This is a genomic window from Bradyrhizobium sp. HKCCYLR20261, from assembly GCF_051168435.1.
Taxonomy (GTDB): Bacteria; Pseudomonadota; Alphaproteobacteria; order Rhizobiales; family Xanthobacteraceae; genus Bradyrhizobium.
This window is the reverse complement of sequence record NZ_JBNPUZ010000005.1, coordinates 104,735-124,732: the sequence shown is the minus strand read 5'-3', so window position 1 is coordinate 124,732 and position 19,998 is coordinate 104,735. Positions and strand designations below refer to the sequence as shown.

The following is a 19,998-nucleotide window of genomic DNA, read 5'->3' as shown; positions in this document are numbered from 1 at the left end:
TCAGCCCGCGTGGCGAACATCGGCAAAGGCGCCGACGACCACGTTCTGCATCGTCTCGATCGCCCTCTGGACGTCGGCATCGACCACCGAGGAATATCCGGCGATGCTGTCGAGCAGCGGCTGCCTGCAGAAACCGCGCAGGCAGAGCTGGATGCGCTTGATCGCGACACCCGGCTCGAACGCGCCGGACTGCATCGCCAGGCTCCAGAAATGCAGCAGCCCGTACCAGACGAAACACGCCTGCAGGAACGATGGGAATGGCAGCCGGCTGCCGCTCCAGGGCGAGGTGATGCGCGGCAGCGATCCCTTGGCCGCGGGATCGAGGAACCAGGGCTGTTCGTACTCCTGCATATAGAGCAGCGCATGAATGCCTTCATGGACCAGCGCATCGGCGATGTGGGCTTCGTCGATCTCCGGAAGATGCGGATTGGCCAGGAAGGTGCGTCCGATATAGTAGCCATTCGATCCCGACGAGAAGCTGGTGGGACTCTCCGGATCCTTCTGCAGGATGAGCGCGATGTTGAAGCGCGTGACGAAACGGGGAAGCCCCGCCTCGGTTCGCTCGAGCGCAGACCGTGACCGTTGCAACAACTGATGAAGCCGGTCGATCTCGACCTCGGAAAACGCCGGACGTGACGGCGGGTCCGGCCTGTCCTGCCCCGACAGATCGACGCTGACCGCATGCGGGCTGCCATAGTCGGTGACGGGCATGCCCTCGACCTGCGGCCAGATGCAGCTCCCCGTGGGCGAATAGCCGCGATCGCCGAGCGCGGTCCAGACCTCCCGGTCGGCGCTGATGTCGAGGCCCTGGCGCAGGGCCTCTGCCAGGAACGAAGCGGACAGGAACGGCTCCTCGTCATCGGAGCGGCGGCCCGGGGTCGACAGCAGGCGGAACGAGGTCTCGGGGGCGTCGAGCACCCGCATGAAGCCCTCGTCCGCCACCCGATCGATCAGGCTGCGCAGTTGCTCTCCGCGCGCCGGATCGCTGCGGCAGATCTCGCCCAGCGCTTCGCCCATCTTCTCCGCGAGCCGGTCGCCATAGGTGGCGAGCACGCCGTCACACACCGCCTCATAGTCGTTCCAGCGCAGGACGTCAGGCATCTGGGTGATCGTCATCGTGCAAACTCCTTCCGCAAGACTCCTTCGACCGGGCCGCTTCCGCCGGCTCTCATATCGGCGCGCAAGTCCGACGATCGCGATCCGGCGTCAGCCGGTCGTCGGCGCATCATGCTGAAACCTCATGGCCTGCCGCATCGCCGCATCCATGAAATGCGCCCGCCGGAGCCTGGTCTCCTCGACCGAGGTGCCCAGCCGTTCACGGACATGATCGAACAGCTTCAGAAGGTCGGCACACCACACGGACGGATTGTTGAACTCCGTCTGGGACGAATAGCGATGCGGAAGATAGCCGCCCGCGCAGGTGTCCCGTTCACGGCATGCGCTGCAGCCGTCGGGCCGCTTCATGCCGTCGAACACGGCGGCGCGATGAAACGCGCCGGCGTTCCGGACGTCCATGAAGTCGGAGGTCCGGACATTGAGGCCGGTGCGGGCGGCACCGTCGTAGCAGACACGCAGCACGTCGAGCCCTTCGATCTCGCCGTCGGTGTTCACGAACAGGAATGTTAGGGGCTGGTTGCCGAGCATGTCGATGCGGCTCTCGCCGCCCTGCACCAGCCAAGCGATGTTCCAGAAGATCTTGATGCGAAGATCCAGAGTGCCCTCGCGCCACCAATCCTCGAAGATCGGGATCAGGAAATCGGCGCATGGCGTGGGTCCATAGCGGTCGCGAACGGCACCGATGGTGTCGTGGGTATAGTCCGGCAGGAGGTAGTCGATCGAGGCCGGACCTAAACTGGTGAGGTGGCGATGCACCTCGGCGCCGTTCGCACCGAGCTGGATCACGGAGAGGAACCGCAGCGGAATTCCTGCCCTGCGCAGCACCGCGAGCCCCTGCTCGACGTCGCGATAGGAGCCGCGTCCGCCATGATCGACACGCAGGGAGTCGTGCACGTCGGGGGTTCCGTCGATGCTGATGCCGACGTCGATGTCGAACCTCTTGATGATCTCGGCCCACCCGTCGTCGAGCAAGGTGCCGTTGGTCTGCATGCAGAGCTGCACCCGCGCGACGCCGGCGAGCCTCTCCTTGATGGCCCGGCACCAGGAGCTGAAACGCTCCTGCTTGACCAGGCAGGGCTCTCCGCCGTGAAAGGTGATCGTCAGATAGCTCTGTCCTGTTCTCAGGCAGTGACGGCGGATGCGCTCGATCGCGATGTCGACGACATCGTCGTCCATGATCGCGGGGCGCTCCTTCCAGGTGTTGTCGCCCTTGTTGTAGACGTAGCAATAGGAGCAGTTCAGATTGCAACGCGACGCGACCTTGAACACGAAATGGAGATGGGGACCGTCCGTCATTGGTAGGCGATCTCAGCGGTGCGATCGACGAAGATGCGGCCATGCTCGGTGAGGAACGGCCGCGCGCCGTCCAGCACGACCTGCGCTTCCTTGAGCTTGGTGAGCATATTGCCGAGTTCGGCATCGAACTCGGGATATGCGCCGAACCCCTTCCTCTCGGCCTCGCGATAGAAGGCACAGATATAGGCGATGGCGTGGAAGGCCAGCAGGATCCCGCGCAACGGTCTCGGCTCCGGCCGCAGCGGCGAGGCGTAGCGGTCGTGGTGCTGCGGATCGACCAGGGGTCCCGACGCTTCGGCCATGAAGAGGTGAAGATGAGCGGATTCGTGGACGATCGCCTCCATCACCTGCATCAGGCCGCCGAACAGATCGGCATAGACCATTCCCGGCACGTCGGCCTGCGATCCGCTGCGGAAATACGATCGCTCGCTGCTGCGCAGCGGGATCAGCACCCGCGTCACATCCGACACCCAATTCACGCAGTCGGGAAACTTCTTCGCCGCGGTCACGAGGATCTCGAGCGAGTTCGTGACCTCTCGCATCATCTGGGCCTGCTCGTCGTCCGACAGATCGCCGTGCTCGGCCCAGGTATCGGGGATCGGAAATCCAAGAGAGTGACAACCGACGTCGACCGATATGTCATAGGGCCACTCTTTCATCGGCAGCAGCGCGGCGAGCTCGTTAAGGTCATAGGCGCCGGCCTCGATGCGATAGCCGCCGACCGGAGACCATAAGGTCAGGGGCTCCGACGTCGTCAGCGACGTGGATTCCGTCGTCGCATTGGCCGCCGTCCAGATCGCGGCCTGGAGATCGCGCTGCGGACTCTTGTCATGTCCCTCGTAGGTGATCGCATTCATGCAGGGATGGCGAAGCCAGTTTGCCTCACGCGCATTGGCCTCCATCAGCGACGCCTTCAGCGGCGCGCAATCCAGGCCGAGACGTTCCTCCGGCTGCCATCGCAGGATCTTGTCGCCGAGCTTCTCATGCCAAGCCGATTTCGACGGCCGCCAGGTCCACGCGTCACTCATGATCGAGCATGCCTCCGCCACTTCAATGACGCAGCCGGCCGCGATGCGCCCGCCGCGCGGGCGGGACCGCAACCGATGCGGGCCTCAACAAAGACGAGAAAGATCAGCCATTGCGCATTGCGAGGATCGATGCATGACGGGACAGCGTCCGTCATGCATCCTCCAAGCGGCAGAGCGCGCTCACCCCGACGCAGATCGGAACAACGTCAGATCAGACGATCGGAGTGCGAGGCTCTGGTCGGCAGATGGCCTGCCGGCGATTATTCGGTTCGGCGTGTCAACTTCTGCGCGGCCGGTGACTGCGACAGGCTGAATTGGCCCTTCAGCTCCTTCACGGCTCTCACCTGCGTGAGGCGCTCCGCGAGCGCACCGAGAACGGCTGGGTCGCTGGCGATTTCGCGTTCCATTTCGTCGAAACGCTCCATCGCAGCGAGGCGGCTGAAGACGATGCCGCGCGAGAAGGGATTGGTCTTGCTGAAGATCGCACCGCGCGAGAACGGAACGCCCCCATCGGCTATTTGGTCGACCTTGAGGGCCGCTCTTGCAATTTCGGAGTCAACTACGGATTTCAGCGCCAGATCGACCTTCTTGCGCATTTCCGCCGGATCGCGATCAGCCATTCCTAAAACTCCCAGTCGGTTGAGAACCGCCATTCATTCAGAAAGGAAATAGCACCGTCCCGGTACACGCCTGTGATTTCGCGCCCCGAACTCACAGGACTGCAACACTTGAGCTGGCCTTAGCGTCGTTTTGCTACGCTCACGACTTCGCCGATGTCTTCATGCTCAGAAACGTCGAAGTCGTGAAACGCTAACATGAAGCTATTAGGTGCACAATAGAGTAGTCATTCAGATACACCTGCTGATTGCCACCACTGTGACGCACTGCAATCAGCTCACGCCATTGATCGGCCTTGCGCATCGGCAGATCGAGTCTTTGGCGCTCGTCGCATGACATCTTGTCGCATCCGGTTCCCGCCGCCGCGCCCCGCGCCTCACTCTCGAGTCGTGAAGATCAACGTGCATAAAGATGCAAAAAAGGCCCGCGCATTCCGCGCGGGCCTTCGATCCTGTCGGAGCGATGCGGCGACGACGAGCGTGTCGCCGCGCGTTGCGGCTTACGCCGCCAGCGTGTTCTCGACCACCTTGATGAAGAACGAGGTGCCGTAGACGATCGCCTCGTCGTTGAAGTTGTACGCCGGATGATGCAGACCGGCGCTGTCGCCGTTGCCGACGAAGATGAAGGCGCCGGGGCGGGCTTCGAGCATGTAGGCAAAATCCTCGCCGCCCATCATCGGCGGCATCTCGTGCACGTTGGCATCGCCCGCGACTTCCTTGGCGGCGCGGATCGCGATCTCGGTCTGCTCGGCGTGATTGACCACCACGGGATAGCCGCGGGTGTAGGCCAGGTCGATCTTGGCGCCCGTCATCTGGGCGACGCCGGCGACGACCTCGCGCACGCGCTTTTCCATCAGCTCGCGCACCTTCGGCGTCAGCGTGCGCACCGTGCCGCGCAGCACCGCGCTGTGCGGAATCACATTGCGGGCATTGCCGGCGTGGAACTCGCAGATCGACAGCACCGCCGCCTCCAGCGGATCGACGTTGCGGGCGACGACCTGCTGCAACGCGGTGACGAGCTGGGCGCCGACCATCAGCGAGTCGATGCAGTTGTGCGGCTTGGCGGCGTGGCCGCCATGGCCCTCGATGGTGATGTCGACCGAATCGGTGGAGGCCATCAGCGGCCCCTGGCGGATGGCGAAGGCGCCAACCGGCAGGCCGGGGCCGTTGTGCATGCCGTAGACCTGGTCGATTTTGAAGCGCTCGATCAGGCCATCCTTGATCATCGCATCGGCGCCGCCGCCACCCTCCTCGGCGGGCTGAAAGATCACGGCGACCTCGCCGGCAAAGTTGCGGGTTTCGGCGAGATAACGCGCGGCGCCGAGTAGCATCGCGGTGTGGCCGTCATGGCCGCAGGCGTGCATCATGCCCGGGACCTTGGAGGCATAAGGCAGCCCGGTGATCTCTTCGATCGGCAGCGCATCCATGTCGGCGCGCAGGCCGAGCACCTTCACATCGCCATTGCCGGGCTTGCGGCCCTTGATGACGCCGACCACGCCCGTCTTGCCGAGACCGGTCACCACCTCGTCGCAGCCGAACTCGCGCAGCCGGTCGGCCACAAAGGCCGCGGTCCGGTGCACCTCATAGAGCAGCTCGGGATGCGAATGGATATCCCGCCGCCAGGCCTGGATATCGGGCTGCAGATCGGCGACGCGGTTGACGATGGGCATGGGAAATCTCGTAACTCCAGAAGGGATTTGAGCCGTTCTAGCATGCAAAAGTCGCACCGCCCAAGATCTAGCCAGGATCTGGGCTGCGCCTGTCTCATGGCTCGGTCAACCAGCCATGAACGTGGCGCTTGTCCGCCGCCGTGCCGGCTGACTAAAAGCTGGCCTAAAGATTGGGAAGGGAATGCCGATGGGACGCCAGCTCGCGGGGGATTACGACTACATCGTGGTGGGCGCCGGCACCGCCGGCTGCATCCTCGCCAACCGGTTGTCGGCCGATCCAAAGACGCGGGTGCTGATTCTCGAGGCCGGCGGCAACGACAACTGGATATGGTTCCATATTCCGGTCGGCTACCTCTTTGCGATCGGCAATCCCCGCTCCGACTGGATGTTTCGCACCGAGGCCGAGCCGGGCCTCAACGGCCGCTCCCTTGCCTACCCCCGCGGCAAGGTGATCGGGGGCTGCTCGGCGATCAACGCCATGATCTCGATGCGCGGCCAGGCCGCCGATTACGACCATTGGCGCCAGCTTGGCCTGTCCGGCTGGTCCTATTCCGACGTGCTGCCGGTGTTCCGGCGGCTGGAGGACCATTTTCTGGGCGAGAGCGAGCACCACGGCGTGGGTGGCGGCTGGCGGATCGAGGCGCCGCGGCTGTCCTGGGCGGTGCTGGACGCGGTCGGCGACGCCGCCGAGCAGATGGGCATCCGCCGCATCCCGGACTTCAATACCGGCGACAATGAAGGCATCAGCTATTTCCACGTCAACCAGAAGCGCGGCCGGCGCTGGTCGTCCGCGCGCGGCTTCCTCAAGCCGGCGCTGAACCGGCAAAACCTCCGGCTCGAGACCAACGTCCTGGTCGAGCGGCTGATCGTCGAAAACGGCCGCGCGGTCGGAGTCCGATTCCAGCAGAACGGCGAGACCATCGAGGCGCGCACCAAGGGCGAGGTGATCCTGAGCGCCGGCTCGATCGGCTCGGTGCAGGTGCTGCAGCGCTCGGGCATCGGGCCGGCGGACTGGCTCGGCGAACTCGGCATTGATGTCGTCATCGACAAGCCCGGGGTCGGTCGAAACCTGCAGGACCATCTGCAGCAGCGCGCGATCTACAAGGTGTCGGGTGTGAAGACGCTGAACGAGACCTACTACTCGCTGGTCAGGCGCGGCCTGATGGGGGTCGACTACGCACTCCGCCGCCGCGGCCCGCTGACCATGGCGCCGTCGCAGCTCGGCATCTTCACGCGCTCCGACCCCCGGCGCGATCGCGCCAACATCCAGTTCCACGTCCAGCCGCTGTCGCTCGACAAGTTCGGCGATCCCTTGCATCGCTTTCCGGCGATCACCGTCAGCGCCTGCAACCTGCGCCCGACCTCGCGCGGCACGGTGCGCATCCGCTCCGCCAAGCTGGATGAGGCGCCGTCGATCGCGCCGAACTATCTGGCGACCGAGGACGACCGCCAAGTGGCAGCGGACGCCATCCGCGTCACGCGCCGACTGATGAAGCAGAACGCGTTGGCCGCCTACAAGCCTGAGGAGTATCTGCCGGGCCCCGCTGTCGGCGACGACGACGCCGCGCTCGCCAAGGCCGCCGGCGACATCGGCACCACGATCTTCCATCCCGTCGGCACGGCGAAGATGGGCACTGCTGACGATCCGATGGCGGTGGTCGACGAACGGCTGCGCTTCCGCGGTCTTGACGGCCTGCGCATCGCCGACGCCTCGATCATGCCGACGATTACATCAGGCAATACCAACACGCCGACGGCGATGATCGCGGAGAAGGCAGCGTCGATGATTTTGGAGGATGGGCGCTGACGATCTCCATGCCGCCCGCCTGTCACGGGCGGCATGACGCGAGATCGAACTCCTGACGAGGGGCTGTACGCTTACGCCGTGCGAACCGACGGGAGGTTTAACGGCCCAAGCTGACACGTCTCTGACAGCGCGCGAGCATCGGACGCGATGCGGGACAGCGGGAATAACGTCTGAGCCGTCATCCGCCTGTCGTCACTTTATGCCGCGAATACGTAGGGTAGGCAAAGCGACGCCGAAAAGCGGCGCGAGCCCACCATCGTACGGCAGATGATTGCCACGGCGACGAAACGCCGGACGCATTCAACAGTCGCGTCCGTGGCCCCTGGATCGCGTCGCTACGCTCGCGATGACGGCGTTCGTGGCGGCGCTCGGTGCCCGCCACAATCGTCATTGCGAGCGAAGCGAAGCAATCCAGGGCCCAACCCAACTCTCTGCTTTCAGATGATCTGCGCAACCAACGGCACTCGCCGCAACAGCGCAGCCGCTCCCCAGCTCACGATCAGCGTCCCCACCAGCACGATGGCGAACTTCACCGCGGCCGGCCACGCGGGATCGAACACCAGATATTGCAACCAGAGCAGCGGCAGGAAGTGCAACAGATAGATGCCGTAGGCCGAGGGCTGCATGCGGTCCATCAGCGCCAGCGGCGCATGCGCCCAGCGCAGGAAGAAGCTCGGCACGCCGAATGCCATCGACGCGCAGAAGCTGGCCACGGCGCTGCCATAGGCGGCCCGCCACCACAGCGGCGGCGAGTCGAAATCGGCGATCCAATTGTGGTGGGCGTAGGCGAGAAACAGGATCAGGCCGTAGCAGCCGTAGGAGAATGCAAACCAGACGGCCCAGCGCTGTACCAGCGCGCCGTCCTGCGCCAAGGGGCCGGTCCGCAGGCCCGCTGCGCCGATGGCGATGCCGGCGATGAAGAAAGCCGGATAGAGCAGCGATCGGCTCGCCTGCAGCGGCAACGGGAAATGGCCGGGCATGAACCACAGCCCGTCGCCGAAGCCGAGATGCGGCGGCAGATAGGCCGCGTTGGCGATGGCCAGGAAGATCAGGAAACCCGTGAGTGGAGAGCGCAGCAGCGTGCCGGCCCACCGACCGAATGCTGGGATCGCCCGAGGCACAACAGTCCACGCAAGGGCAGCGAACAGGTCGAAGATCAGCAAGACGCCGAGAAACCAGGCCGAGCCCGACGGCCACGGGCCCGTGGATATCATGCGCTCCCACACCGTCGTGAACTGATCCTCCGCCACGTAGTAGCGGTAGTAGGCGATCGGCATGATCACGAAGATCGACACGATGTAGGGCACGCCGAGTCGCAGCGTGCGGCGGCCGAGATAGCCTCCGGCGCCCCTCCTCTCCAGGCTCGCCGGTACGAACAGGCCGGAGAGGAAGAACATGCACGACATGAAGTAGCTGTCGTTGAACAGCGCGACCAGATCGAAGCCGAGCCAGTGCATGCGGTCGCCGCCCTGGCCGAAATAAGTGTAGTTGATGGCGGAGTGATACAGCACGACCGACAGCGTGATGAAGGTTCGGGCGCGGTCGAGCGGCACGATGCGGCCGCTGGCCATGTCGGCCTGCTGGACATTCGGGGTCAGGCGGTCATGCATCGGCTTTGCATCCAACATCAGCAGCTACGCTGCCGCTGGCCGTTGTATAGTCCATGCGCTGCCCGGCCGATATCATGCTTGAGTATGCGAACCGCGTGCCATCAAAGGCAGGATCACGAACGCGTCATCTCGCAAAGACCTGCATTCGCCGGGAATAAATCGTCGCCCGCTCCGCTCTCCTCGCTTGTCAGCCCCGTGCGGGCGATGGGAGAGCACCATGAGCTTCGACAATCACGATGACCGAGGCGCCAGCCGCCGCAAGGTCCTGGAATGCATGACCTGGGCCGGGACCGGCGTGCTGTGGACGATTGCAGGCGGCGTGCCACGGTCGCTGGGCCTGATCGATGCGGCGCATGCGGCCGAACAGCGGGCGCAGGGCCTCACCTTCCTGCAGATCAGCGACAGCCATGTCGGCTTCGACAAGCCGGCCAATCCCAACGCGATCGGGACGCTGGAGGAAGCCGTCAACCGGATCAAGGCCATGCCGAACAAGCCGGCCTTCATGATCCATACCGGCGACATCTCGCATCTGTCGAAGGCGACCGAGTTCGATGATGCCGACCGCATCATCTCGCAGACCCGGCTCGACGTGCACTACGTCCCCGGCGAGCATGATTTCCTCGACGAGGACGTCAAGCTCTACAAGGAACGCTACGGCAAGGGCACGCGCGGCGCCGGCTGGTATTCGTTCGACGCTGGTGGCGTGCACTTCATCGGGCTCGTCAACGTCGTCGATCTCAAGGCCGGCGGGCTCGGCAATCTCGGCGCCGAGCAGCTCGCCTGGCTGGAGCAGGATCTCAAGGGTCGCTCCAAGTCGGCGCCGATCGTGGTGTTCGCGCATATCCCGTTGTGGACGGTGTATCCGCAATGGGGCTGGGGCACCGAGGATGGCGGCCGGGCGCTCGACATGCTCAAGGGCTTCGGCTCGGTGACGGTGCTGAATGGCCACATCCACCAGGTGATGCAGAAGGTCGAGGGCAACGTCACCTTCCACACCGCGCGCTCGACCGCCTTCCCGCAGCCGGCGCCGGGCACCGCGCCCTCGCCCGGGCCGATGAAGGTCGAGGATGCCAGGCTGCGCGGCCTGCTCGGCATCGCCAGCATCGGCTTCAAGGTTGGTGACGAGCGGCTTGCGATCATCGACACGCCGCTGGCAGGCTGAGGGCGACGACATGACCGTATCAGCATCGCTGGGGCGAAGCATTCGCCTCGCTCTCACCGCCACCGTGCTCGGCCTCGCGCCGCTGCACGCCGAAACCATCAAGGTCACGATCGACAACTTCACCTTCACGCCGGCAGAGGTGAAGGTGAAGGTCGGCGACACCGTGACCTGGACCAATCATGACGATATCCCGCACACGGTGGTGTCGGCCGGCAAATACCGGTCGAAGACGCTCGATACCGACGACAGCTTCTCGTTCACCTTCGCATCGAGTGGTGACTACAAGTACTTCTGCTCGCTGCATCCGCACATGACGGGGATGGTCAAGGTTGAGTAGTGTCACGAACCAGGGCATGAGAACAGCGTCATGGCCGGGCCGGCAGCAAGCCGACGCTCCGGCCATGATGCCGCGCCCCGAACCGGAAAGGATGCCGGTGCCCCCATCGCCCGACGATCCCGAGCGGGCCCGGCGCTTCCGCGAGGCGGCGCTGCCCTATCTCGACGACGTCTACACGCTGGCGCGCTATCTCTTGCGCAATCCGGCGGACGCCGAGGACGCTGTGCAGGAATGTTACCTGCGGGCGTTGAAGCATTTCGATGGATATCGCGGTCCGGCGATGAAGCCGTGGCTGTTCGCGATCCTGCGCAATGTCTGCCACGCCGAGTTTGCCAGGCGCTCCGTCGCGCCGGTCAAGACGCTCGACGGCGCGCCCGAGGCGGCCGAGCAGGCGCCGATCTGGCAGGAGAGCGCAGAAACACCGGAAGGCGCGCTGCTGCGCGAGCACGACGCATCTGCAATTCAGCAGATGATCGCCACGCTGGCCGAGCCGTTTCGCGAGACCTTCGTGCTGCGCGAGATCAACAATCTGTCCTATCGCGAGATCGCCGAGACCGCCGGCGTGCCGGTCGGCACCGTGATGTCCCGCCTCGCCCGCGCCCGCGCGTTGCTGCGCGCCGCCTGGCTCGCGCAGGAGGAAACCAAGCCATGACCTGCGATGAAGCCGAAATCCTGATCCACGCACTGGCCGACAACGAGCTCGATGCCGGCCACGCGCGCGAGGTCGAAACCCATCTGGCGAGCTGTCCGCGTTGCACCGCCGAACTCGCTGCGATCAGGCAGATGAAGCAGGCGCTCGCCAGCACCGAGCTGAGCTTCAAGGCACCGGCCGCCCTGCGAGAGCGAATCGAAGCTGCGCTGCCACCGGTACAGCCGCCGATCGTGACGCCTCTCGTCGCCGCGCCAAGCCGTCGCTCTTTGCTGAAGGGCTTCGCCATGGGGTCGGCCGTGTCGGCGCTTGCCGCGACCGGCCTCGTCGCGATCGTGCTGCGCAACGACGACCAGCAGCGCATCGAGGCCGAGATCGTCTCGGCGCATCTGCGCTCGCTGCAGGCCGGACACCTGACCGATGTGATCTCGACCGACCAGCACACGGTGAAGCCGTGGTTCAACGGCAAGCTCGACGTCGCCCCGCCGGTGATCGACCTGACGGCGGAAGGCTTCACGCTGGTCGGCGGCCGTCTCGACTACGTCGATGCACGCGCGATCGGCGCGGTCGTCTATCGCCGCCGCCAGCACGTGATCAATCTGTTCGTCGCGCAGACGTCCTCGACCGAGCGTCGCGCGGCAAAGCTGGATACGCTGCAAGGCTTCAACATCCGCAGCTGGCGCGACCGCGGCCTGAGCTACTGGGCGGTGAGCGACATCAATGTCGAGGAGCTCAACGAGTTCGGCGAAAGGTTCGAGCGGGCGATGGGTGGGAGAAGCTGACTCTCTCGCTTCGTCATTGCGAGCGCAGCGAAGCAATCCAGAGTCCTTGCGCAGCCCTGGATTGCTTCGCTGCGCTCGCAATGACGGAGATTTTATCTGAAACCGTAGGGTGGGCAAAGCGAAGGGTGCCCGCCGCGAACGAACGAGAAATCAGATGGTGGGCACGGGGCTCCCCGCCTTTGCCTCTCCTTCGCAGCCGCATCACCGCTGTCATGCCCGCGCAGGCGGGCATCCAGTACGCCGCGGCCCATCGAGCTGATCAAAACCGCCTCGGCGTACTGGATCGCCCGGTCATCAAGCCGGGCGATGACAGTTCGGCGTGTCGCTACGAGACGTTGTCCGGTCGCTACTATGCGGCTCGTCGGCTCTACGCCGATTTGCGGATCGCGTTGTCGACCAGGGTCTTGCCGAGCGACCAGATCGCGCCGGGGACCTTGTGGCTCTGGGCGATCACGTCGTCGAAGGCGCGCTCGATCCAGGCGCAGTCGTCTTCGGTGATGGTCAGCGGCGGCAGCAGCTTGATGGTGTGCAGGCCGTGACCGGCGACCTGGGTCAGGATCTTGTGATCCTTGAACAGCGGCACCGTGATCAGCTGACAGAACAGGCCCTTGTTGGCGCTCTCCAGCATGGTCCAGGACGCCTTCAACCGAAGCGATTTCGGCGGACCGAACTCGACGCCGATCATCAGGCCCTTGCCGCGCACTTCCTTGAGCAGCTCGTATCCCGGCACCATCCGCGTGAGAGCCAGTCGCAACTCGGCGCCGCGCTTGGCGGCCGCTTCGATCAGCTTCTCCGCCTTGAGGACCTCGAGCGTCGCGATGCCCGCGGCCATCGCGAGGTCGTTCTTGGCGAAGGTCGAGCCGTGCACCACGGCGCGGTCCATGCGGTTGAAGATCTTGTCGAAGATGGCCTTGCGCGTGAGCAGCGCGCCGACCGGCACATGACCGCCCGACAGCGCCTTCGAGAGCAGCACCATATCGGGCTCGACGTTCCAGTGTTCCACGGCGAGGAACCGCCCGGTGCGGCCCATGCCGGTCTGGATTTCGTCGGCGATGAAGATGGTGCCGTATTTCTTGCAGAGTGCAGCGGCGCCCGGGAGGAACTCGTCAGAGGGCATGTTCACGCCCTTGCCCTGGATCGGCTCGACGATGAAGGCTGCAATTTCTCGTGAAGACAGTGCCTGTTCGAGCGCAGCGAGATCGTTGAACGGCACGGCCGTGCAGCCCGGCAGCAGCGGCTCGAAGCCGGTCCGGAAATTCGAATCCTCGGTCAGCGACAGCGCGCCGTAGGTCAAGCCGTGATAGGAGTGCCCGCAATAGACGATGCCCGGCCGCCCCGTCGCGCCCCGCGCGAATTTGATCGCGGCCTCGACGGTCTCGGCGCCGGAATTTGCGAAGAACACCTTGTCCAGATAAGGGACATATTCCAAGAGCCGCTCGGCCAGAACGCCCGCCAATGTGGAGACGTCGAGCTGAACCAGGTTCGGCAGGTCGCTGTCGAGGACACTCTTCAGCGCATCGCGCAGCGTCGGATGGTTGCGGCCGATTGCAAAGACGCCAAAACCGCTGAGCAGATCAAGATACTTCGCATCATCACGATCGTAGAGATATTGCCCTTGTCCCTTTTGGAACCCGACATCATATCCAATCGTCTTGAGAACGCGGACCAATTGCTCGTTCAGATGCCGAGAGTGCATCGTGCTGCGCTGCGCTTGGCGCTCCACAAACATCTCGGAAACGTCTAGATTGGGTTTTAGCATCGGCTACATACTTCGGTTGATGGACGTGACGTCAACTGAAAACGCGCAATGCGGCGTTTTGCCCTCATTCGCACCATCAAAGCAAGCACGGGTTTCTGCCAATGTTGCATCGCCTTAGATATCTCATGTCGACGAGGATAGCATACTCTGCAGTGTTGCTCGCAGCAGGAATTTCTTCTGCAAGCGCTGCCGATCCGACCGGTGACTGGAAGGTCGCCGACGGGGTCGCGAACATCCGAGTCGCACAATGTAATGGCAGCATGTGGGGCGTGGTGGCCTGGGAGAAGACCCCGGGCGGCCGTGACGTGAACAACCCCGACCCGGCCCGGCAAAGCCGGCCGACATTGGGCATGCCGATCCTGATCGACATGAAGAAGAAGCCCGGCGCGGAGGCCTGGGAAGGCCAAGTCTACAACGCCAAGGACGGCAAGCTGTACGCCTCGACGATCACGCCGACCGATTCGGATCACCTGGAGATTCAGGGCTGCGTGCTCGGGTTCCTGTGCGGCGGCGAGACCTGGACGCGCGTCGGGCCGCCGATCCCGTCGAGCCCCGTGAACAGCATGGCGAAAGGTACACAGAAACCAATCACCCCTGCGCCGGCGCCCAAGACGACGACCGGGGCCGCCAACGCTGCCACCGCATCGGCCAAGCCGGGCGCGAAGCCCGCCGACCAGGTGGGCGACATCTGCCTGCTTCCGGAGGTGGCGCGACCGCGCTGACGAATCTCAACCCTGAAATAAAAAAAGCGGCCGAGCGATCGGCCGCTTTTTCGTTGTCCATCTCTTGGTTCGAACCTTGGACCTATTCGTGGACCTCGCGGGGCTTGCCCATCAGCGCCGGCTGGAACAGCAGCACCGCGGCGAGAGTCGTCACCAGCGACAGTGCCAGCAGCTTGCCCATGCTGGACGTGCCCGGGTGGCTCGACAGCCACAGGCTGCCGAACGCGGTCGCCGTGGTCAGCGCACTGAAGAAGATCGCCCGGGTAAGGCTGGTCTGCAGCAGATTGGTGCGGCCGCCGCGCCATGCCACCACGTAGTAGATCTTGAACGCCACACCGATGCCGAGCAGCAATGGCAGCGCGACGATGTTGGCGAAGTTCAGCGGCAGCTTGATCAGCACGCAGATTTCGAGCGTGACGGCGCCCGCAACCAGGAGAGGCACCAGCGTCATCAGCACGTCGGAGAAGCGGCGCAGCGTCACCCACAGCAGCAGGCTGATGACCACCAGCGAGTAGATGCCGGCGTGGATGAACGCCTTCACGATCGTGTCACCCGACTTGAGGATCGACACCGGACCGCCGATCGCGTTCGGCTCGGCCGTGAGCACGGCATTGGCGAACCGCCGGAGATTGTCGTTGTCGTTGGGATCGCCCTTCGGCTGCGCCTCGACCCGAATCAGGCCATCCTTGCTCTTCCACTGCGAGACCAGCTCCGGCGGCAGGTTGGCAAGCGTGACCGGCTGCGCCTGCAGCGCGGCTCCGAGCTGCTCCAGCGTGATCTTCCAGGGATCGACGAACACGGCCTGCGCCTTGTTGCGAACCGCTTCGCTGGCCCCGGCGAGCTTGGCCAGCGCATCGGCGAGACGGCGCGAGGCGACGGCGCCCGGGCCCTTGCCGTCGCCGGCGGTGCGCCGGAGGTTGTCGACCGTCGAGTTGAGCGCGTCGACGTTCTCCTTGTCGGTCGGCGCGGCGTCGATCTGGTCCGGATTGAGGGCGGGTCCCAGCACCTTCGCGCCCTGCGCGATGAATTTCAGCTTGGCCGGCTGGTCCTCCGGCACGAAGCTGTCGAGCGACATCACGCGCGCGACTTCCGGCAGCTTCTCGAGCTTGGCCTCGATCGCCTTGGCCTCCGTCTCCGAACGGGTCAGCACGTCGATGGCGTTGGCCCCGGTATTCGGGTCCTTGCGCAGATCGAGATAGGTCGCGATCGACTCCGCATGCGGATTGCGCAGGTTCATCGGGTTGAAGTCGAACTTCATGTAGTAGAGCAGCGGCAGGCCGGCGATGACCAGGCCCAGCGTGCCGATGATGATCGGCTTGCGATGCGTTTCCAGGAAGTGATCGACCGGCGCCAGGAAGGCGTAGCCGACGGGCTCCTTTTCGCCCGGCGGGTTGAGGATCTTGAGCAGCGCCGGCAGCACCGTGATCGAGGACAGGAACGCGATCATCATGCCGGCGCCGGCGATGGCGCCGAGCTCGGAGATGCCCTTGTAGTCGGTCGGCAGAAAGCACAGGAAACCGGCAGCCGTTGCCATCGCCGCAAGCGACAACGGCACCGCCGAGCGGTGCGCGGCCTCGGCCAGGGCCTCCGCCAGGTTGTCGTTCTTGAAGCGCTCGGAGCGGTAACGCACGCTGAACTGAATGCCGAAGTCGACGCCGAGGCCGATGAACAGCACGGCGAAGGCGACCGACAGCAGGTTGAGCGATCCGACCATCATCAGGCCAACCGCCGTGGTGATGGCAAGGCCGATAAAGAGATTGATGAACACGGCCGAGATGATCTTGGCCGAATGCAGCGCCAGCCACAGGATAACCAGCACCACGACGACGGTGCCGATGCCGTTGACGACGGCCCCCTCCTGCACGGTGGCGTATTCCTCGTTCGCGATCGGCACCGGGCCGGTCAGCCGGACCCGGGCGTGGAATCGGTTCGGGAAATCCAGCTCGGCGGCCGCCTGGCGGATCGCATCGGTCGCCGCCTTGCCGGGCTCCAGCGCCTGATAGTCGAGGATCGGCTTGAACTGGATGAAGGCGCGCTTGTCGCTGTCGGTGAGCGGCTTGTCCGAGATGAGCTGCCGCCAGGAGAAGGTCGCATCGCCCTTGTCGAGCACCGTCTCGACGGTCTGCGAGATGTAGTCGAACGGGCGCGCGGTGTTGTCGAGCTGGACCTGGCCGCGCTTGACGCCGGCAAGGCCGGTCTCCAGCGCGCCGGTCAGGCCGCGGATCGAAGGATCGCCCGCCATGATCTCCACCAGCGGCGCAGCCGCGGCGAACTGCCCGGTGAGCTGCTGGACCTCTTCGGTCGGCAGGAACAACAGGCCGTTCTTGGCGAAGAACTCGCCGCCGCCCAGCAACTCCACCGAGGAGAAGTTCTGGGTATCACTCTTGAGCTTCTTCGCCAGCGCGTCGGCCGCCACGCCCGTGAGCTCCGGCGTCGCCGCCTCGACCACGCCCAGGATCATGCGGTCGCGATCGAACGCCTGCTCATATTGCTGGTCGCGCTTGCGCCAGTCGAGATCGGGAGAAATCAGCTTGTTGATGTCGGTGTTGATGGAAAAATGGCGAGCAGTGTAGACGCCCGCGCCCACCGACAAGAGGAGGCCCGCAATCAACGTCGGCCACGCAAACCGGGTGCAGGCCTTGACGATGGACACGACAATCTTGGTCAGCACTTCGTGACTTTCTAATGTTTAAAGCGCTGGGCGGAAACGTCCGCTGCATGGCGGAGTTCCCAGATCGGAGCCAGCCTCGGAGCATGTCCGGAAGCGAGCCCCGACCCGGCTTGGCCCAACCTTGGAAGACGAGGATGGTCCCTGGACGGCGGATCAGGTCGACACGATGCACGGAACCGTCGGGGCGGCTGATATAGCGCCTGTTCTCGGCGGTAAAGTGACGAACGAGTGAGAGTATAAGTCACTCATTTGACTGAATTAATTTATCATTACTGAATTACCCCACTGCCCTGCGGCGCTGTGTGCCGGCGATCACATGCGAGCGACTTGCAGACCGGCTTTCCTATCTGCTCGATTTTTGACACAAAGCCCTGCGCTTCCAGTGCCTCTCGGCGAGCAAATGAGGCATCCGCTTGGTCCGGATGTTGCAACCTCATCGCAGGCACGGAAGTGGCGGGTCGAAAGTGAGGCAGTGTGGCTGACGGTCGTCCAATGCAGGTGTATCTCGCGCAACCGCGCGGTTTTTGTGCTGGCGTCGTGCGTGCGATCGAGATCGTCGAGCGCGCGCTGGAGAAGTACGGCCCTCCGGTCTATGTGCGCCATGAGATCGTGCACAACAAGCACGTCGTGGAGAGCCTGAAGGCCAAGGGCGCTGTGTTCGTCGAGGATCTGTCGGAGGTCCCCCCGCGCGCCGTGACCGTCTTCAGTGCCCACGGCGTGGCCCGCTCGGTCGAGGAGGAAGCCGCCTCCCGCGGCCTGCCGGTGCTCAATGCCACCTGCCCGCTCGTCACCAAGGTCCACAACCAGGGCAAGCGCTACACGTCCAGGGGGCGTACCCTGGTGCTGATCGGCCATGCCGGCCACCCGGAGGTCGAGGGAACCATGGGCCAGGTTCCAGGCCCCGTTTACCTCGTCCAGAACGTTTCGGAGGTTGCTGCCCTGCCCCTGCCCGTGGACACCCCGATGGCCTATATTACCCAGACCACCTTGAGCGTGGACGACACCAGGGACATCATTTCGGCCCTCCAGGCCCGCTTTACAGACCTTCAAGGTCCCGATATCCGGGATATCTGCTATGCGACACAAAACCGGCAATCTGCGGTAAGGGACTTAAGCAAGCTGGTGGACGTAATCCTGGTGGTGGGCGCCGCCAACAGCTCCAACTCGAACAGACTGCGCGAGATCGGCACCGAGGCCGGCGTCGACAGCTATCTGATCGCTGATGGCAGCGAGCTCAATCCGGATTGGCTGACAGGAGCCAAGGCCGTCGGCATCACTGCCGGCGCCTCGGCTCCCGAAGTGCTTGTCGACGACGTAATCGCGGCCCTGCGGCGCATCGGACCGGTCGAGGTCGCGGTGGTCCCGGGGCGGGAAGAAAACATCGAATTCCGCCTGCCGGCCGAATTGGTCGCGGGCTGATCGGTCCTCGTTTGGTCCAGAAAGAAGAGACGTAATGGCAATCCCCTTCCATAAGGAACTGCGTATCGGGGCCTATCTGATGAAGCAGAAGCTTCTCGGCCGCAAACGCTATCCCCTCGTTCTGATGCTGGAGCCGCTGTTCCGCTGCAACCTGGCCTGCGCCGGCTGCGGCAAGATCGATTATCCCGACGCGATCCTCAACCGCCGAATGAGCGCGCAGGAGTGCTGGGACGCCGCCGACGAGTGCGGCGCGCCGATGGTGGCGATCCCCGGCGGCGAGCCGCTGATCCACAAGGAGATCGGCGAGATCGTGCGCGGCCTGGTCGAGCGCAAGAAGTTCGTCTCGCTCTGCACCAACGCGCTGCTCCTGGAGAAGAAGCTAGATCTGTTCGAGCCGTCGCCCTATCTGTTCTTCTCGGTGCATCTCGACGGCCTGCGCGAGCATCACGACAAGGCGGTTTCGCAGAAGGGCGTGTTCGATCGCGCCGTCTCGGCGATCAAGGCCGCCAAGGCCCGCGGCTTCACGGTGAACGTCAACGCCACCGTGTTCGACGGTCACCCGGCGGAAGAGATCGCGAAGTTCCTCGACTTCACCACCGAACTCGGCGTCGGCGTCACCATGTCGCCCGGCTATGCCTATGAGCGCGCGCCGGACCAGGAGCACTTCCTGAACCGCACCAAGACCAAGCAGCTCTTCCGCGACGTCTTCAAGCTCGGCAAGGGCAAGAAGTGGAACTTCATGCATTCCGGCCTGTTCCTCGACTTCCTCGCCGGCAACCAGGAGTTCGAGTGCACGCCCTGGGGCATGCCCGCGCGCAATATCTTCGGCTGGCAGAAGCCCTGCTATCTGCTCGGCGAAGGCTACACCAAGACTTTCAAGGAACTGATGGAGACCACCGACTGGGATTCCTACGGCACCGGCAAGTACGAGAAGTGCGCTGACTGCATGGCGCATTGCGGCTACGAGGCCACCGCGGCCAACGCGGCGCTGAGCAACCCCATCAAGGCGATGGCCGTGTCGCTGCGCGGCATCCGCACCGAGGGCCCGATGGCGCCGGAGATCGACCTCTCCAAGCAGCGCCCGGCGCAGTACGTTTTCTCCTCCGAGGTGCAGAAACGCCTCTCCGAGATCCGCAAGGACGAGGCCATCGAAGCGCAGCAGAAGGCGTCGACGGCGGCCTGATCCGCTATCGCCAAACAGCAAAAAGGCCGCCGAGCAATCGGCGGCCTTTTTTGTTGCAGTTAGTTGGAATAGGTAGGGCTGAAGTCAGGCGCAGGCTTCGCGAGTGTGCGAAGCTCTCTCCACGCGTCATTTCGAGCGCAGCGAAGCAATCCAGAGTCCCACACACCACC

The 19,998-nt window shown here is 64.3% G+C and carries 16 protein-coding genes; 8 read left to right on the top strand and 8 right to left on the bottom strand.

Features of this window, described 5'->3' with window-relative positions; all coding sequences use genetic code 11:
• The 5 genes from ACQR1L_RS13200 to ACQR1L_RS13180 form a co-directional block, all read right to left on the bottom strand.
• Window positions 1–1,116 carry an aKG-HExxH-type peptide beta-hydroxylase gene (locus ACQR1L_RS13200; protein WP_434858398.1) on the bottom strand — a complete coding sequence of 372 codons (1,116 nt, stop codon included), beginning with the start codon at window positions 1,114–1,116 and terminating at the stop codon, window positions 1–3.
• 90 nt (window positions 1,117–1,206) lie between these two features.
• Window positions 1,207–2,412 (bottom strand): radical SAM protein, encoded by a 1,206-nt coding sequence (locus ACQR1L_RS13195; RefSeq protein ID WP_434858397.1) that lies wholly within the window; start codon window positions 2,410–2,412, stop codon window positions 1,207–1,209.
• Complete coding sequence (locus tag ACQR1L_RS13190; protein ID WP_434858396.1) at window positions 2,409–3,440, bottom strand: aKG-HExxH-type peptide beta-hydroxylase; 1,032 nt, start codon at window positions 3,438–3,440, stop codon at window positions 2,409–2,411. The genes ACQR1L_RS13195 and ACQR1L_RS13190 overlap by 4 nt, the downstream gene beginning before the upstream one ends.
• Window positions 3,441–3,700: 260 nt before the next feature.
• Window positions 3,701–4,060 carry a hypothetical protein gene (locus ACQR1L_RS13185; protein ID WP_434858395.1) on the bottom strand — a complete coding sequence of 120 codons (360 nt, stop codon included), beginning with the start codon at window positions 4,058–4,060 and terminating at the stop codon, window positions 3,701–3,703.
• 497 nt (window positions 4,061–4,557) lie between these two features.
• Window positions 4,558–5,727: a M20 aminoacylase family protein gene (locus tag ACQR1L_RS13180; protein WP_434858394.1), complete on the bottom strand. Its 1,170-nt coding sequence runs from the start codon at window positions 5,725–5,727 to the stop codon at window positions 4,558–4,560.
• A gap of 187 nt (window positions 5,728–5,914) precedes the next feature.
• Between ACQR1L_RS13180 and ACQR1L_RS13175 the strand changes: the two genes are divergently transcribed.
• Entirely contained in the window at window positions 5,915–7,534 is a 1,620-nt protein-coding gene (locus tag ACQR1L_RS13175) for a GMC family oxidoreductase (RefSeq protein WP_434858393.1), read from the top strand.
• A 437-nt stretch (window positions 7,535–7,971) separates the two neighbouring features.
• Here ACQR1L_RS13175 and ACQR1L_RS13170 read toward each other — a convergent pair whose 3' ends face one another.
• Window positions 7,972–9,144 carry an acyltransferase family protein gene (locus tag ACQR1L_RS13170; RefSeq protein ID WP_434858392.1) on the bottom strand — a complete coding sequence of 391 codons (1,173 nt, stop codon included), beginning with the start codon at window positions 9,142–9,144 and terminating at the stop codon, window positions 7,972–7,974.
• A gap of 217 nt (window positions 9,145–9,361) precedes the next feature.
• On the opposite strand from ACQR1L_RS13170, the gene ACQR1L_RS13165 reads away from it, so the two are divergent.
• The 4 genes from ACQR1L_RS13165 (at window position 9,362) to ACQR1L_RS13150 (ending at window position 12,074) form a co-directional block, all read left to right on the top strand.
• Window positions 9,362–10,306, top strand: coding sequence for a metallophosphoesterase family protein (locus ACQR1L_RS13165; protein WP_434858391.1), 945 nt, complete (start codon window positions 9,362–9,364; stop codon window positions 10,304–10,306).
• 10 nt (window positions 10,307–10,316) lie between these two features.
• Complete coding sequence (locus ACQR1L_RS13160) at window positions 10,317–10,643, top strand: cupredoxin domain-containing protein (RefSeq protein WP_434858390.1); 327 nt, start codon at window positions 10,317–10,319, stop codon at window positions 10,641–10,643.
• Between the two features lie 97 nt (window positions 10,644–10,740).
• Window positions 10,741–11,295 carry a sigma-70 family RNA polymerase sigma factor gene (locus tag ACQR1L_RS13155; RefSeq protein ID WP_434858389.1) on the top strand — a complete coding sequence of 185 codons (555 nt, stop codon included), beginning with the start codon at window positions 10,741–10,743 and terminating at the stop codon, window positions 11,293–11,295.
• Window positions 11,292–12,074 carry an anti-sigma factor gene (locus ACQR1L_RS13150; protein ID WP_434858388.1) on the top strand — a complete coding sequence of 261 codons (783 nt, stop codon included), beginning with the start codon at window positions 11,292–11,294 and terminating at the stop codon, window positions 12,072–12,074. The genes ACQR1L_RS13155 and ACQR1L_RS13150 overlap by 4 nt, the downstream gene beginning before the upstream one ends.
• Window positions 12,075–12,441: 367 nt before the next feature.
• Here the strand turns inward: ACQR1L_RS13150 and hpnO are convergent, their stop codons facing one another.
• Window positions 12,442–13,833 (bottom strand): aminobacteriohopanetriol synthase HpnO, encoded by a 1,392-nt coding sequence (gene hpnO, locus ACQR1L_RS13145; RefSeq protein ID WP_434858387.1) that lies wholly within the window; start codon window positions 13,831–13,833, stop codon window positions 12,442–12,444.
• 101 nt (window positions 13,834–13,934) lie between these two features.
• Here hpnO and ACQR1L_RS13140 point away from each other — a divergent pair, with 101 nt between their 5' ends.
• Window positions 13,935–14,555 (top strand): DUF2147 domain-containing protein, encoded by a 621-nt coding sequence (locus ACQR1L_RS13140; RefSeq protein ID WP_434858386.1) that lies wholly within the window; start codon window positions 13,935–13,937, stop codon window positions 14,553–14,555.
• Between the two features lie 82 nt (window positions 14,556–14,637).
• On the opposite strand, the gene ACQR1L_RS13135 is transcribed toward ACQR1L_RS13140, so the two are convergent.
• Window positions 14,638–17,226: an MMPL family transporter gene (locus tag ACQR1L_RS13135; protein ID WP_434858385.1), complete on the bottom strand. Its 2,589-nt coding sequence runs from the start codon at window positions 17,224–17,226 to the stop codon at window positions 14,638–14,640.
• A gap of 492 nt (window positions 17,227–17,718) precedes the next feature.
• Here ACQR1L_RS13135 and ispH point away from each other — a divergent pair, with 492 nt between their 5' ends.
• A complete protein-coding gene (ispH, locus tag ACQR1L_RS13130; RefSeq protein ID WP_434858384.1) occupies window positions 17,719–18,645 on the top strand; it encodes a 4-hydroxy-3-methylbut-2-enyl diphosphate reductase in 927 nt (308 codons plus the stop codon).
• A gap of 34 nt (window positions 18,646–18,679) precedes the next feature.
• Window positions 18,680–19,828, top strand: coding sequence for an adenosyl-hopene transferase HpnH (gene hpnH / locus ACQR1L_RS13125; RefSeq protein ID WP_434858383.1), 1,149 nt, complete (start codon window positions 18,680–18,682; stop codon window positions 19,826–19,828).
• Window positions 19,829–19,998 lie beyond the last annotated feature (170 nt).